Below are 12,650 nucleotides of genomic sequence, written 5' to 3'. Positions count from 1 at the left end.
CTCCAGCTCAGGCTCGTCGGAACGCGACGAACATCGCAGACACGAGAGCGATCGTATAGACAGCGGCGACAATGAGCATTGTGATCAGCGGCAGCTGCCAATCACCGGTGCTCTCGTTCAACGCGCCCATGATCGGCGCGCTGAACGCCGCAAGAACATATCCCCCACCCTGCACAAATGCAGACATGGTCGCAGCCTCCGATGCCGAGCGCGACGCGCGGATCAGCCCAGTGAAGATCAGAACGAATCCGCTCGAGTGAGCGATCGCGCCGAAGGCCGCCCAGATGCCCGCCAGCTCCGGAGCGAACAGCATCCCGAGCACCATCGTGGCGAAGCACACCCCCATGAGCACAGCCGACGGCACCGCCCCGACGTATCGCAGCAGAGCCGGAGCCAGAAAGGCGCCAGCGATAGCCACGCCCTGAAACAGTGACGCCAGCGCGCCAGCGGCCGCGGCATCAACTCCCGTCTTGTCCATCAGGATCGTCGGCAGCCACGTCGACATTGCGTAGTAGATCGCTGATTGCGTTCCGAACGCGGCGAACAGCAGCCAGACGATCGGCCGGCGAACCGTTGCCGCGACGCTGTTATCGACGATGACGGGCATCGGTCCGGTGATCGCCTCAGCATCCGCGCTCGAAAGCCCCGGCTGCGGCGCCGATCCGGAGAGCCGCTCCGCAGACCGCGTCGCTCCGCGCGATCGAATGATGTGCACCACCCACAGAGCGATGCCGGCAACGGTGAACACGCCCCACAGCAGAAGCGCTAGCCGCCATCCGGTAATCGCCGCCAGCGGCACCGTCCCCAGCGCTGTGATGAGCGAGCCGATGTTCATCGTCGCCGTGTATGCCGCCGTCGTTATCGCCGTGCGCTCGGGAGGCAGATCGCGGCGGATGATGACCGGGATCACGACGTTTCCGATCGTGATCGCCGCCCCCATGATGAACATGCCGGTGAGCATCGGCCCGAACCCGGGCAGGGCACGCACGAAGGTGCCCACCAGCACACCGCCGAGGGTGAGCAGAAGTGCGAGCTCCGCGCCGGCGCGCCTGATCAGAAGCGCCGCGAAAGGCGTCAGCGCCGCGAACATGATGATCGGCGCCGTGGTGAGCAAACCCGCCGACGCCGCACTGATATTCAGATCATCGATGATGTCGGGGAGCACCGGAGTCAGCGCGATGATGGGGGAACGCAGGCTCAGCGCCGCCACCAGGATTCCGGCGAGGACAAGCCAGGGAAACGCGCGCCGTGTCATGCCGCCCATGCCCGCAGCCGCTCCACGCCCCAGGTCGTGACGATCCGCTCCGCCGGAACACCAGCCTGTTCGGCGCGCTCGGCACCGTAGTCCAGCAGGGAAAGCTGGCCGGGCGCATGGGCATCTGAATCGAGTGCGAACAGGCATCCGGCATCCAACGCCAGGGCGATCAGTTCATCCGGCGGATCTTGCCGCTCTGGGCGCGCATTGATCTCCACCGCCACGGCGTTCTCGGCGCAAGCGTCGAACACTGCCCGCGCGTCGAACTGCGACGGAGGCCTGGTTCCGCGCTCGCCCTGCACGAGACGCCCAGTGCAGTGTCCGAGCACGTTCACCCGCGGATGCGAGACAGCAGCGATCATTCGCACTGTCATCGAGCCGGCATCCATGCGTAATTGTGAATGTACGGATGCCACGACGATATCGAGCTCCGTCAGAAGCTCCGGGTCCTGATCGAGTTCGCCATCATTCAGAATGTCGACCTCGATGCCGGCCAGCATGGTGAAGGTCTCGGTCGATGCGGCCCTGACCTGCGGAATCTGCTCACGCAGTCGCTCGGGGGAGAGCCCGCGTGCAACCCTGAGCCGCGGTGAGTGGTCGGTGATCGCGAGATACTCGTGCCCGAATGCTCGCGCAGCATCCGCCATCGTCTGGATGGACGTCATCCCGTCTGACCAGTCGGTGTGCGCGTGCAGATCGCCGCGCAATCTGCCCCGAAGTTCAGACGTGCGCTGCGGCGCCACCTCACCGCGGAGCGAGATCAAATACTCCGGGACATGACCTGCGTGCGCCTGCTGAATCACGGCGAAGGTCGATTCTCCGATGCCGGCAGCCGCGCGAAGGCGGGTCGGATCGTTCCGCACCGACTCCGCAAGGGACTCGTAGGTGGCGGCCGCCTGGCGAAAAGCCTTCGCCCGATAGCGCGATGCTCGTTCGCGCTCCAGGAGCGTCGCGATCTCGAGCAGAGCGGCTACGGCATCCATGACATCTCAGCTGGCGGCGAGCTCACGTGTGGAATCGACCCACGCTTCCAACTTCGCTGCTGCGCTGCCGTTGTCGACCGCAGCCTCCGCACGTGCGAAGCCATCACGCAGGCGCTCGAGAATCGGACGCTGCACCTGCGTGGCATCCTGCGACAACTCGAATGCGACGATTCCTGCCGCGGCGTTGAGGAGCACGATGTCACGCACCGGGCCCTTCTTCCCCGCGAGTGTGTCACGCAGAACGCCGGCATTGTGCTCCGGAGATCCGCCGATGAGGTCAGAAAGATCAGCGGTTGGGATGCCGAGATCGCGAGGATCGAGGTCGTGCTCGTGGATGTCACCGCGGGTGACTTCCCAGATACGACTGTGCCCTGTCGTGGTCAGCTCATCGAGGCCATCGTCACCGCGGAACACGAGCGCCGTCGCTCCTCGGGTGCGAAAGACACCGGTGATCAGCGGTACACGTTCGAGCTGCGCTACTCCCACCGCGTTCGCTTCCGCACGCGCCGGGTTGCACAGCGGCCCGAGCATATTGAACACCGTCGGAACACCGAGCTCGCGTCGCGCGCTGCCAGCGTGCTTGAACCCGGGATGGAATGCCGCGGCCCACGCGAAGGTGATTCCGGTGCGCTCAAGAACTTCGGCTACGTGCTCGGGTGGCAGCGAGAGCTCCAAGCCCAGTGCGCCGAGAACGTCGCTGGACCCCGACGCCGAACTCGCCGCACGGTTGCCGTGCTTGACCACAGGGATGCCCGTGGCGCCGATGATCACTGCGGCGGTCGTGGAGATATTCACTGTTCCGATGCGATCTCCGCCAGTACCGACGATGTCGAGCACGTTCGGCGATACGGGAAGCGGAACCGCTGCTTCAAGAATCGCGTCGCGGAAGCCGACGATCTCATCGACCGTCTCGCCCTTGGCACGCAGAGCAATCAGAAAGCCGGCGAGCTGGGCATCGGAGAGCTTCCCCTGCATCACCTGACGCATCGCCCATGTCGACTCCCAGACGCTGAGATCGCGTCGCTCGAGCAGAGAAGTGAGCACATCGGGCCAGGTGAGTGAGTCTGCCATGAGCCGATCTTATCGGCGTGAATAAATTCCAGCGCACACCGGCGAGCACCCGTATGCGCTGTATCCCTTGACTTCATCGAGTATTCGCAGGTACTTCTTAGGTAGGCCTAAGTACCCAATCAGGGAAACGGGCCACCCAGGTGCAAGAATCATGTCCCCGTATCGGCCATAATGGAGGAGTGACCACCTCAGCGACCTATGCCCCGGCGGCAAGAACCATCAAGCGCCCGAACTCGGTAGCTGTCGGCACCATCGTGTGGCTCGGCAGCGAGGTGATGTTCTTCGCGGGACTGTTCGCGATCTACTTCACCCTTCGCAGCACGTCCCCCGACCTTTGGGCCGAACGCACCGAACTGCTCAACGTTACGTTCGCGGCGATAAACACCGCGATCCTGGTGTTCTCCTCGTTCACGTGCCAGATGGGCGTGTTCGCGGCAGAAGATCTCCAGTCGTACCGCATCAAGAAGGGGCAGCTCAACGGCGCAGGACGCCGCCGCCTCTTCGGATGGGGAATGGTCGAGTGGTTCTGGCTCACCTTCGCGCTCGGCGCGATCTTCGTCTCCGGTCAGGTATGGGAGTACGCCACTCTCGTCGCAGAGGGCCTTCCCATCCAGGCTGATGCTTATGCATCCGCGTTCTACCTGACCACTGGCTTCCACGCCATCCACGTCACCGGCGGACTCATCGCGTTCCTACTCATCATCGGACGCGCGTTCGCAGTGAAGAACTTCACGCACAAAGAGGCGACCTCCTCGATCGTCGTGTCCTACTACTGGCACTTCGTCGACGTCGTCTGGGTCGTGCTGTTCTTCGTCATCTACTTCCTGAAATAAGAGCGGAGCTGACCTGCGAAATGGCACGAGAGAAGAAGCGTCGCTCAAACGGACGCCGTAGCCCCCTGGCCGCTGCTGCGTTGATCGGAGCAGGCCTCCTCATCACAGGAGGCATCTACGCCGGAGCATCTGCGGCATTTGCCTCAACAGATGCCCAGCCGACGGCGAGCACTCAGCTCACCGTCGAAGACGGCAAGAAGCTGTTCCAAGCGAACTGTGCGACCTGTCACGGCCTTGACCTGCAAGGAACCGACAACGGCCCGAGCCTGTATGGCGTCGGCGAACTGTCTGTCGAGTTCCAGCTGGCCACCGGTCGCATGCCCCTGCAGATGCAGGGACCGCAGGCACCGCAGAAGGAGCCGCAGTTCACCCAGCCGCAGATCGAAGCGATGGCGGCTTTCGTTCAGGAATCCGCCCCGGGACCCAGTTATCCCGCAGACGAGATCCTCGACGGCAACGGCGATGTCTCGCACGGTGCGGAGCTATTCCGCATCAACTGTGCGATGTGCCATAACGTCGCATCTGCCGGTGGAGCACTGACCGAGGGAAAGTACGCCCCGGGCCTCGCGAACACCAGCGCCCTGCACATCTATGCAGCCATGGTCACCGGCCCGCAGAACATGCCCGTCTTCGGCGACATGAACCTGTCGGACGAAGACAAGCGCGACATCATCTCGGCCCTGCTTTACCAGCAGGAGGCTGTGCAGATCGGAGGCTTCACGTTGGGCTCACTGGGCCCGGTCTCTGAGGGCCTGTTCATCTGGATCTTTGGTATCGGCGGCCTCGTCGGCCTCGCTGTGTGGATCACAGCGAAGTCCAACTAGCACGCTTAATCATTCAAGAAGGAACGTACGAGGAGCACCATGGCACACGACGACGACTCGCAGGCTCTTGACAGGGCCTACCAGCCCTCTCCGGGGCTGAGTGTCGCAGTCAGCGATCCCGCGCAGAACCCCGGGCTTCCGCCGCACCGCGAGCGGATGACCGACAAGGATCCGAAGGCGGAGAAGCGCGCGGCTCGCACGGTCTACACCCTGTTCTACCTGTCTCTTGCAGGGAGCATCTGGGCCGTTGCGGCATACATGCTGTTCCCCATCGAAGACCAGTCGCTGCTCTCGATCCGGCACAACAACCTCTTCATCGGACTCGGGATCGCACTGTCGCTCCTGTGCATCGGAATCGGCGCCATTCACTGGTCCAAGGCGCTGATGTCCGACAAGGAGCACATCGAGATGCGCCACCCCACCCGGGGCACGGACGCAACACGTGAAGCTGCCGTCGAGGTGTTCGCCGATGCAAACGAAGAGTCCGGCTTCGGCCGCCGCACGATGATTCGCAACTCGCTGATCGCAGCGATCGTTGCATCCATCGTTCCCGGTGTCGCGCTGTTCCGCGGCCTGGCTCCGCACAACAACGCAGACGGCAACCCGATCGCCGGTGACCCGGTCGCGCTTCTGAAGCAGACCATGTGGGAAAAGGGGCAGCGTCTCGTACGCGACCCCGACGGCACCCCCATCCGCGCAGCGGACGTCACTCTGGGTTCCGCGTTCCACGTCATCCCTGAGAATCTTGTTTCGCTGTCGCACCATGACGGCTATCTCGAGGAGAAGGCAAAGGCCATCGTGCTGATGATGCGCCTTCGCCCTGAGCAGTTGATCGAGTCCGAGGAGCGCAAGACCTGGTCGTACGACGGCATTGTCGCGTACTCCAAGGTCTGCACGCACGTCGGATGCCCCGTCGCACTGTACGAACAGCAGACACACCACCTGCTGTGCCCGTGTCACCAGTCGCAGTTCGACGTCACCGATCACGCCAAGGTCATCTTCGGCCCAGCCGCGCGTCCGCTGCCGCAGCTGCCGATCACCGTTGACGACGAGGGCTACCTCGTCGCGCGCAGCGACTTCACCGAACCTGTCGGCCCGAGCTTCTGGGAGCGCCATTGAGCACCGCAACGCTGTCCAAAGAGGACAAGGACAACAAAGCGCCCCTCGGCGGCCGCTTCATCGGAGCAGCCTCGAACTACATCGATGAGCGCACCAGCATCTCCGGTATCGTCAAGGAGCTGGGTCGAAAGATCTTCCCAGATCACTGGTCGTTCATGCTCGGCGAGATCGCGCTGTGGAGCTTCGTCGTCGTGTTCATCTCCGGAACATTCCTGACGTTCTTCTTCGAGCCCTCGATGGTGCCCACGCACTACACGGGCGCTTACGTCCCGATGCGTGGACTTGAGATGTCGGCCGCATTCGAATCTGCTCTGCGCCTGTCATTTGACGTACGCGGCGGCCTTCTTGTGCGCCAGATCCACCACTGGGCTGCGCTCGTCTTCATCGCCGGCATCGGTTTGCACATGCTCCGTGTGTTCTTCACCGGCGCGTTCCGCAAGCCGCGTGAGCTCAACTGGGTCATCGGCTTCGTGCTGTTCATCCTTGCCCTGGCAGAAGGCTTCACCGGTTACTCGCTTCCGGATGACCTCCTCTCGGGTAACGGTCTGCGCATCATCGACGGCATGATCAAGGGTCTCCCCCTGATCGGAACATGGACCTCGTTCCTGCTCTTCGGTGGCGAGTTCCCCGGCACCGACATCGTCGGCCGCCTGTACAGCCTGCATATCCTGCTGCTGCCGCTGCTTGTGATCGCACTGATCGTTGTGCACCTCATGCTCATGATCATCAACAAGCACACGCAGTTCGCCGGCCCCGGCCGCACGAACGACAACGTCGTGGGCTACCCGATGATGCCGGTGTACATGTCGAAGATGGGCGGATACCTGTTCATCGTCTTCGGCACCATCGTGCTGATCGCGACGTTCTTCCAGATCCTGCCCTTCTGGGAGTACGGTCCTTACGACCCGTCTCCGATTTCGGCAGGTACGCAGCCGGACTGGTACATCGGCTTCGCTGATGGCGCTCTGCGCCTGGCACCGCCGAACCTGGACATCGTGATCCTGAACCACACGCTTTCGCTCGGCATCCTCATCCCGGTCGCGGTCCTCGGACTGTTCATCGTCGCTGTCGCGATCTACCCCTTCCTCGAGGCGTGGATCACGGGCGACAAGCGTGAGCACCACCTGGCTCAGCGCCCGCGCAACGCGGCAACGCGTACCGCGATCGGCGTTGCGGGTGTCATCTTCTACGCAGTCCTGTGGGCAGCGGCATCCTCCGACCTCATCGCGACGCACTTCATGCTCACGATGGAAGGTGTGATCCACACGCTCCAGGCGACGCTGTTCCTCGGCCCGGTTCTCGGATACTTCATCACCAAGCGCATCTGCATCGCGCTCCAGAAGAAGGACCGCGAGATCGTGCTGCACGGCTACGAGTCCGGTCGCATCGTTCGCCTTCCCGGCGGCGAGTACATCGAGGTTCACCAGCCGGTCGACACGTACGACCGTTGGAAGCTCATCGACATCGACACCTATGAGCCCCTCGTCGTGCGCCCGAACGCCAAGGGTCGCATCCCGTGGACCGAGAACCTGCGTTCGTCGATCTCGCGCTGGTTCTTCGAGGACCGTCTTGCTCCGCTCACTCAGGCTGACGTGGATGCTGCAGACGCCCACCAGAGCCACGTGACCGCGAACACGGCTGAGGCTGAGGCCGAAGAGATCCAGGGCGCTCACGAGCGCGCTGGTGCTCCGGACGCCCCGCTCACGCCCACGCCGGAGACGCACGTCGATGAGACGCCCAACACTCCGAGTTCGGTCATCGCGACTGACCCGGTGAAGAAGCCTCGCAAGAAGAAGGAAGAGGGCAAGTAACACTCCCCTCCCCTGCTGAAGGGCCCCGTCCATCTGGACGGGGCCCTTTCTTCATGTAATCTGCTTCGCATGTCATCCGTCGTACAGCTCCTCCGCGCGCCCTTGCTCGCAGCCACTCCCTACGCCTATGCCGCTACGGCCCCGGCGGAGTCGCGATTGATCTTCCTTGCCGGCGCTTGCCCGCTCAACGCGGATGGTACGACGGGCCATGCGGGCGACTACACCGCACAGGCGGCGCTCTGCCTCGATACGCTGAGTGGTGCGTTACGTGCCGCCGGCGCTACTTTTACTGACGTCATCAGTACGAGAGTGCTCGTTGCATCTCCCCGACGCCAAGACCTCGTCACCGCGTGGAGCGTCGTCGAAGCCGCGTTTGGCGACCACGACGTTCCCAGCACCCTTCTGGGAGTTACTGTGCTCGGCTACCCTGACCAGCTCGTTGAGATCGAAGCAGTCGCAGCAGTATCCGATGCTTCGTCTCCGCGAATCACGTCGGGCGTAGGCTGAAGCCATGATGGATCGTGCAGATTTCTTCGCCGCAAAGCTTGCTTACGAGACCGATGCCAGCGATGTCTACGCTGCGCAGAAGGCCGGCGAGGACGTCGTGGTTATCGACGTTCGATCAGATGAGGCCTGGGCGCAGGGACGCGTTCCGGGCGCCATTCACATGCACTACGGCGAGATCGCCGCGCGTGCGGCCCAGGAGATCGCTCAGGACGCCGAGGTCGTGGTCTACTGCTGGAGCCCCGGATGCAACGCCGGAGCCAAGGGCGCGCTCGAGTTCGCCAAGCTCGGCTATCGTGTGCGCGAGATGATCGGTGGCTTCGAGTACTGGGTGCGAGAGGGCTATCCGGTCGCTGATGCCGACGGCATCCACCGTCGCCCCATCGACCCGCTCACTGGCATCCCCCGCATCCGCACCCGCACCTGATCCCCCCCCTCTCCTCTCTCCCCCTTGCCCCCTTCCACTGCGTGCGAGTGGGTAGTTGTGGCTCGAAGTATCGCCGAAAACGAGCCACAACCGGACACTCGCAAGCAGTGGACGCAGTGGGAGCAGTGGTGGGAGCGGAAGAAACACAAAAGAAGGCCCCCGGACGAATCCGGGGGCCTTCTCTAGTAGGGAGAGATCAGCGGGCGAAGTTGCCGCGGTAGAACTCGTAGACCCAGCCGACGATCGCGATCGCGAAGATAATGATCCCGATGGGGAGCAGGAAATGTCCGACGGCCAGTCCGACCAAGAACACACCGGCGGATGCCGCCAGCACCATCGGCCACCAGGACCACGGTGCGAACTCGCCGAGCTCCGGGTCGCCGTCATCGATGTCTGCGGTCAGGATGTCTTCCGGCAGTTCGCCGCCCTGCGCCTTGTGCGTACGGTCGAGGTACACCGCGATCATGGCAGCCATGAACGCACCAAACAGCAGTGCGATCGTGCCGACCCACTCGACCTTCGCTGCGCCGACAAGCTCCGGGTAGGCAACTATGTGCCAGACCGTGTAGGCCGCCGCAACAATCAGGAAGAACGCGGTGAGGATCCACCAGAGAACGATATTTGAACGCATGGCTTACTTGCCCTCTCCGGTCGTACCGGCAAGAGCAGGCTCAGGCGTCCCCACGGGGTGCTCAGCTGCTTCCGGGTGGTTCAGGTCGAATGCCGGACGCTCGCTACGGATGCGCGGGATCGAGGTGAAGTTGTGACGCGGCGGCGGGCAACTGGTCGCCCACTCGAGCGATCCGCCGTAACCCCACGGGTCGTTGACCATGACCTTGGGCGCCTTGCGGGCGGTGATCCAGACGTTCAGGAAGAACGGCAGCATCGATGCACCGAGGATGATCGAACCGATTGTCGACACCTGGTTACCCCAGGTCCAGCCATCGGCTGCCGAGTAGTCGGCGTAACGACGCACCATACCGTCGACACCCAGCCAGTGCTGGATGAGGAACGTCATGTGGAAGCCGATGAACAGCATCCAGAAGTGCACGTAACCCAAACGCTCGTTGAGCATGCGACCGGTCCACTTCGGCCACCAGAAGTAGAAGCCGGCGAACATCGCGAACACGACGGTACCGAAGACCACGTAGTGGAAGTGAGCGACGACGAAGTACGAGTCACTGATGTGGAAGTCCAGCGGCGGGGCCGCGAGGATGACACCGGTCAGACCACCGAAGACGAACGAGACGAGGAAGCCCAGTGCGAACACCATCGGCGTTTCGAACGTCACGGATCCGCGCCAGAGCGTTCCGATCCAGTTGAAGATCTTCACACCGGTCGGTACCGCGATGAGCATGGTCATCAGAGCGAAGAACGGCAGCAGTACACCACCGGTGACGTACATGTGGTGAGCCCACACCGACACCGACAGCGCCGCAATCGCGATCGTCGCGTAGACCAGAGTCTTGTAGCCGAAGATTGGCTTGCGGCTGAACACCGGGAAGATCTCCGAGACGATGCCGAAGAACGGCAGCGCGATGATGTACACCTCGGGGTGACCGAAGAACCAGAACAGGTGCTGCCAGAGGAGCACACCACCGTTGGCCGGATCGAAGATGTGGGCGCCGAGAATACGGTCAGCGGCAGCGGCGAAAATCGCAGCGGCGAGCACGGGGAACGCCATCAGGATCAGCAAGCTGGTGATCAGCGTGTTCCACGAGAAGATCGACATGCGCCACATAGTCATACCGGGAGCGCGCATGGTGATCACCGTGGTGATGAAGTTCACCGCACCGAGAATCGTGCCGAAACCAGACATGCCTAGTCCGAGCATCCACAGGTTTCCACCTGCTCCCGGCGAGAACGTCGCGTTCGCGAGCGGCTGGTAAGCAAACCAACCGAACGATGCTGCACCCTGCGGGGTGAGGAAGCCGGCGATCGCAATGATCGAGCCGAAGCTGAACAGCCAGAACGCGAAGGCGTTCAAACGCGGGAACGCCACATCAGGAGCACCGAGCTGCAGCGGCAGGATCGCATTCGCGAAACCTGCGAACAGCGGCGTCGCGAACATCAGCAGCATGATGGTGCCGTGCATGGTGAACAGCTGGTTGTACTGCTCCTTGGTCGGCACGATCTGCATACCGGGAGCGAACAGCTCAGCACGGATGACCAGGGCCATCACACCGCCGAGCAGGAAGAACAGCACCGACGAGATCAGGTACATGTACCCGATGGTCTTGTGGTCAGTGGACGTGATCCACTTGACGACGATGTTTCCCTTTTGCTCGGTGCGCGACGAGCTCAGCAGAGCCGCCTGACGCGCCGGTGTGCCGGTCGGACGAGCGCCAGCCGATGTGCTGGGCATCTCAGAGGTAGTCGACATGAGACTTACTCTCCTTCTTCCTCGGAGTCAGTCTCGGGCGCGGTTCCAGTGCCCGGGAAGTTGCTGAGACGATCGTAAGCATCGGAGATATCGCCCGTGTTGCCCTCGGCGCGCAGCGAATCGACGTAATCGTCGTACTCGTCCTGCTCAACGACCTTGACGTTGAAGAGCATCATCGAGTGATACTCGCCACAGAGCTCGGCACACTTTCCGGCGTACTCGCCGACGCGCGTCGGGATGAAGGACCAGGAGTTGTCCTTACCGATGTACATGTCCTTCTTGTACAGGAAGTCGATGATCCAGAAGGAGTGGATGACATCGCGGGACTGCAGGTTGATCTGGACCTTCTGGTCAACCGGCAGCACGAGTGTCGGAAGCTCATCGTTATCGATGTTTCCATCGGCATCCGGCTGGGCCTGAATACCCATTGTCCACACGGCGTCAGACAGATCGTCGTCCTCGCCGGCGTACATGAAGTCGAAGGCCCACTGCTTGCCGATCGCGGTGACCTGAACATCCGCGTCGTCGCCCCACTGGGTTTCGATCTCGGCCTGGTCGCGCGCCGTGAAGAAGAACATTCCCATCACGAGGATCAGCGGAATCACCGTGTAGAAGATCTCGATCGGCATGTTGTAGCGCATCTGCACCGGCAGGCCGGTCTGGCCCTTGCGACGGCGGTATGCGACGGCCGCCCACCCCATGAGGCCCCAGGTGATGAGGCCAACGAGGAGAAGAACGATCCACGAGTTCACCCAGAGACCGGCGACGCGGTCAGTCTGGTTCGTGGCGGCAGTGCCGTCTTCCACGAAGCCTGGGAGGAATCCATGAAGCTCGGTGGGAGAACATCCCGCCAGAGCCACGGCTGCCGCAATTCCTACTGGAATAGCGGCCCAACGAAGGCGGCGTTTCAAGGGCACGATGCACCTTTCAAGATCGCGGACAGGGCTTCCCTAAGTCTAGGGCAACCTCACACCTGATTCATGCCAACCACGCAGGCGTGGCCCAGCTGTTGATCAGTGGAAGCTGTCACCGCACGCGCAGCTGCCGCCGGCATTCGGGTTATCGATGGTGAAGCCCTGCTCGGAAATCGTGTCCTTGAAGTCGATGGATGCCCCATCGAGGTAGGGAACACTCATGTTGTCGATGATGACCTCGACGCCATCGAAGTCGACGGTCTCATCGCCATCGAGGTAGCGCTCGTCGAAGTAGAGCTGGTAGATGAGTCCGGAGCATCCGCCTGGCTGAACGGCAACGCGCAGACGCAAATCTTCACGTCCCTCCTGCGCGAGGAGGTTCTTCACCTTGGTCGCGGCCGCGTCGGTCAGCTTGACGCCATGTGCGTTGGTGGTCTCGGTGGTCAGTGTGGTGTCGCTCATGTCACTCCTTGGGAACAGGCCGTTCGCAGACGGCTGGTTGCTCTGATTCTACCGCCGGTCGCCT

Annotated in this window: 13 protein-coding genes; 6 read left to right on the top strand and 7 right to left on the bottom strand. The window is 62.6% G+C overall.

Going from position 1 to position 12,650, the window contains the following annotated elements; translation table 11 throughout:
• Nucleotides 1–7: 7 nt before the first annotated feature.
• The 3 genes from ACSU1L_RS00565 to trpD are packed head-to-tail and all read right to left on the bottom strand — an operon-like array spanning nt 8 to nt 3,309.
• Nucleotides 8–1,264, bottom strand: a complete 1,257-nt coding sequence (locus tag ACSU1L_RS00565; RefSeq protein ID WP_439254249.1) for an MFS transporter — start codon at nt 1,262–1,264, stop codon at nt 8–10.
• Complete coding sequence (locus ACSU1L_RS00560; RefSeq protein ID WP_439254248.1) at nt 1,252–2,238, bottom strand: PHP domain-containing protein; 987 nt, start codon at nt 2,236–2,238, stop codon at nt 1,252–1,254. Before ACSU1L_RS00560 ends, ACSU1L_RS00565 begins: the two co-directional genes overlap by 13 nt.
• 6 nt (nt 2,239–2,244) lie before the next feature.
• Nucleotides 2,245–3,309, bottom strand: coding sequence for an anthranilate phosphoribosyltransferase (gene trpD / locus ACSU1L_RS00555; protein ID WP_438255366.1), 1,065 nt, complete (start codon nt 3,307–3,309; stop codon nt 2,245–2,247).
• Nucleotides 3,310–3,488: 179 nt separating this feature from the next.
• Between trpD and ctaE the strand changes: the two genes are divergently transcribed.
• The 6 genes from ctaE (at nt 3,489) to ACSU1L_RS00525 (ending at nt 8,827) form a co-directional block, all read left to right on the top strand.
• On the top strand, nt 3,489–4,142 hold the full coding sequence (ctaE, locus tag ACSU1L_RS00550; protein ID WP_438255365.1) for an aa3-type cytochrome oxidase subunit III: 654 nt from the start codon (nt 3,489–3,491) through the stop codon (nt 4,140–4,142).
• Between the two features lie 20 nt (nt 4,143–4,162).
• Nucleotides 4,163–4,966 carry a cytochrome bc1 complex diheme cytochrome c subunit gene (qcrC, locus tag ACSU1L_RS00545; RefSeq protein WP_438255364.1) on the top strand — a complete coding sequence of 268 codons (804 nt, stop codon included), beginning with the start codon at nt 4,163–4,165 and terminating at the stop codon, nt 4,964–4,966.
• Between the two features lie 39 nt (nt 4,967–5,005).
• Nucleotides 5,006–6,085 (top strand): cytochrome bc1 complex Rieske iron-sulfur subunit, encoded by a 1,080-nt coding sequence (gene qcrA, locus ACSU1L_RS00540; protein ID WP_439254246.1) that lies wholly within the window; start codon nt 5,006–5,008, stop codon nt 6,083–6,085.
• Nucleotides 6,082–7,896, top strand: coding sequence for a cytochrome bc1 complex cytochrome b subunit (gene qcrB / locus ACSU1L_RS00535; RefSeq protein ID WP_438255362.1), 1,815 nt, complete (start codon nt 6,082–6,084; stop codon nt 7,894–7,896). Before qcrA ends, qcrB begins: the two co-directional genes overlap by 4 nt.
• Before the next feature lie 69 nt (nt 7,897–7,965).
• Nucleotides 7,966–8,403, top strand: a complete 438-nt coding sequence (locus tag ACSU1L_RS00530; protein ID WP_439254245.1) for a RidA family protein — start codon at nt 7,966–7,968, stop codon at nt 8,401–8,403.
• A gap of 4 nt (nt 8,404–8,407) precedes the next feature.
• The gene (locus ACSU1L_RS00525; protein ID WP_439254244.1) at nt 8,408–8,827 is read left to right on the top strand and encodes a rhodanese-like domain-containing protein; all 420 of its coding nucleotides are present in this window, start codon (nt 8,408–8,410) and stop codon (nt 8,825–8,827) included.
• 196 nt (nt 8,828–9,023) lie between these two features.
• Here the strand turns inward: ACSU1L_RS00525 and ctaF are convergent, their stop codons facing one another.
• From ctaF to erpA, 4 genes are all read right to left on the bottom strand, one after another.
• Complete coding sequence (gene ctaF / locus ACSU1L_RS00520; protein WP_438255359.1) at nt 9,024–9,458, bottom strand: aa3-type cytochrome oxidase subunit IV; 435 nt, start codon at nt 9,456–9,458, stop codon at nt 9,024–9,026.
• A 3-nt stretch (nt 9,459–9,461) separates the two neighbouring features.
• Nucleotides 9,462–11,210 carry an aa3-type cytochrome oxidase subunit I gene (ctaD, locus tag ACSU1L_RS00515; protein ID WP_439254242.1) on the bottom strand — a complete coding sequence of 583 codons (1,749 nt, stop codon included), beginning with the start codon at nt 11,208–11,210 and terminating at the stop codon, nt 9,462–9,464.
• A gap of 5 nt (nt 11,211–11,215) precedes the next feature.
• Nucleotides 11,216–12,127, bottom strand: a complete 912-nt coding sequence (gene ctaC / locus ACSU1L_RS00510; protein WP_438255357.1) for an aa3-type cytochrome oxidase subunit II — start codon at nt 12,125–12,127, stop codon at nt 11,216–11,218.
• Between the two features lie 96 nt (nt 12,128–12,223).
• Entirely contained in the window at nt 12,224–12,586 is a 363-nt protein-coding gene (gene erpA / locus ACSU1L_RS00505) for an iron-sulfur cluster insertion protein ErpA (RefSeq protein ID WP_438255356.1), read from the bottom strand.
• Between the last annotated feature and the right edge of the window lie 64 nt (nt 12,587–12,650).

The organism is Microbacterium sp. A94 (assembly GCF_051842855.1).
GTDB lineage: Bacteria > Actinomycetota > Actinomycetes > Actinomycetales > Microbacteriaceae > Microbacterium.
Note: the sequence above shows the minus strand (reverse complement) of the source record. Positions and strands in the feature narration are given on the sequence as shown.

What these genes read in the sequence shown, in the direction of transcription:
- qcrA (WP_439254246.1), top strand. Translation starts at nt 5,006, where the DNA reads ATGGCACACGACGACGACTCGCAGGCTCTTGACAGGGCCTACCAGCCC.
- ACSU1L_RS00560 (WP_439254248.1), bottom strand. Translation starts at nt 2,238, where the DNA reads ATGGATGCCGTAGCCGCTCTGCTCGAGATCGCGACGCTCCTGGAGCGC.
- ctaF (WP_438255359.1), bottom strand. Translation starts at nt 9,458, where the DNA reads ATGCGTTCAAATATCGTTCTCTGGTGGATCCTCACCGCGTTCTTCCTG.
- ACSU1L_RS00565 (WP_439254249.1), bottom strand. Translation starts at nt 1,264, where the DNA reads ATGGGCGGCATGACACGGCGCGCGTTTCCCTGGCTTGTCCTCGCCGGA.
- ACSU1L_RS00530 (WP_439254245.1), top strand. Translation starts at nt 7,966, where the DNA reads ATGTCATCCGTCGTACAGCTCCTCCGCGCGCCCTTGCTCGCAGCCACT.
- erpA (WP_438255356.1), bottom strand. Translation starts at nt 12,586, where the DNA reads ATGAGCGACACCACACTGACCACCGAGACCACCAACGCACATGGCGTC.
- trpD (WP_438255366.1), bottom strand. Translation starts at nt 3,309, where the DNA reads ATGGCAGACTCACTCACCTGGCCCGATGTGCTCACTTCTCTGCTCGAG.
- ACSU1L_RS00525 (WP_439254244.1), top strand. Translation starts at nt 8,408, where the DNA reads ATGATGGATCGTGCAGATTTCTTCGCCGCAAAGCTTGCTTACGAGACC.
- qcrC (WP_438255364.1), top strand. Translation starts at nt 4,163, where the DNA reads ATGGCACGAGAGAAGAAGCGTCGCTCAAACGGACGCCGTAGCCCCCTG.
- ctaD (WP_439254242.1), bottom strand. Translation starts at nt 11,210, where the DNA reads ATGTCGACTACCTCTGAGATGCCCAGCACATCGGCTGGCGCTCGTCCG.